The sequence below is a fragment of the Paraburkholderia bengalensis genome (genome assembly GCF_037126505.1).
Lineage (GTDB): Bacteria > Pseudomonadota > Gammaproteobacteria > Burkholderiales > Burkholderiaceae > Paraburkholderia > Paraburkholderia bengalensis.
Genome location: NZ_JACFYJ010000276.1, coordinates 1 through 744 on the forward strand (window position 1 = coordinate 1; position 744 = coordinate 744).

Sequence of the window (744 nt, forward strand, 5' to 3'; positions counted from 1 at the left end):
CGCGCGCCGTCCGGGCCCGCGCTCGACGCCGCGCTGCTGCACGCGCGCCACGCCGATCTGCTGGTGCTCGGCCAGCCCGACCCGCGCGACCCCGCCGCCTACATCGCGCCGCATTTCGTGGGCGACGTGCTGCTGGGCGCGGGCCGTCCCGCGCTCGTGATTCCGTATGCGGGCGACGTGCGCATGCTCGGCGAAAACGTGCTGGTCGCGTGGGATGGCAGCCGCGAAGCGGCGCGGGCCGTCGCGGACGCGCTGCCGCTGCTGCAGCGGGCGCGTCACGTCGGCATCGAGATCGTCGGCACGCACGGACAGCACGCGCATGCGTCGGAGGGCATCGACGTCGCTGCATGGCTCGAAGGACACGGCGTGCGCGCGTCGTTTTCAACCACGCCCCATCCCATCGGTATGGGCACGGGCGCCACGCTGCTCAATCTCGTCTGCGACCTGCATGCTGATCTGCTCGTGATGGGCGCCTACGGGCACGCGCGGGCACGCGAGCGCGTGTTCGGCGGCGTCACGCGGACCATGCTCGAATCGATGACCGTGCCCGTGCTGCTGTCGCACTGACGGCACCCAGCCATGGCGCCGGCGGCGCGCGGTTCGCCGCGATCGCGATGAACGACGGATGAAATTCGATCTCGACGCGACGCGCAAGTCCAGGGCACCGTCGCACCGCGACGGCGCGCGGCGCGCGGCGCGCTGCAAGCGTCGCGGTGAGCGTTGCCGCGTGGCTGCCGGGTGCCG

The 744-nt window shown here is 72.8% G+C and carries 1 protein-coding gene; it reads left to right on the forward strand.

What is annotated here, in order from left to right:
- The coding region (locus H3V53_RS43205) for a universal stress protein (RefSeq protein WP_336603043.1) at positions 1–567 on the forward strand (567 nt) is incomplete at its 5' end.
- Positions 568–744: the final 177 nt, after the last annotated feature.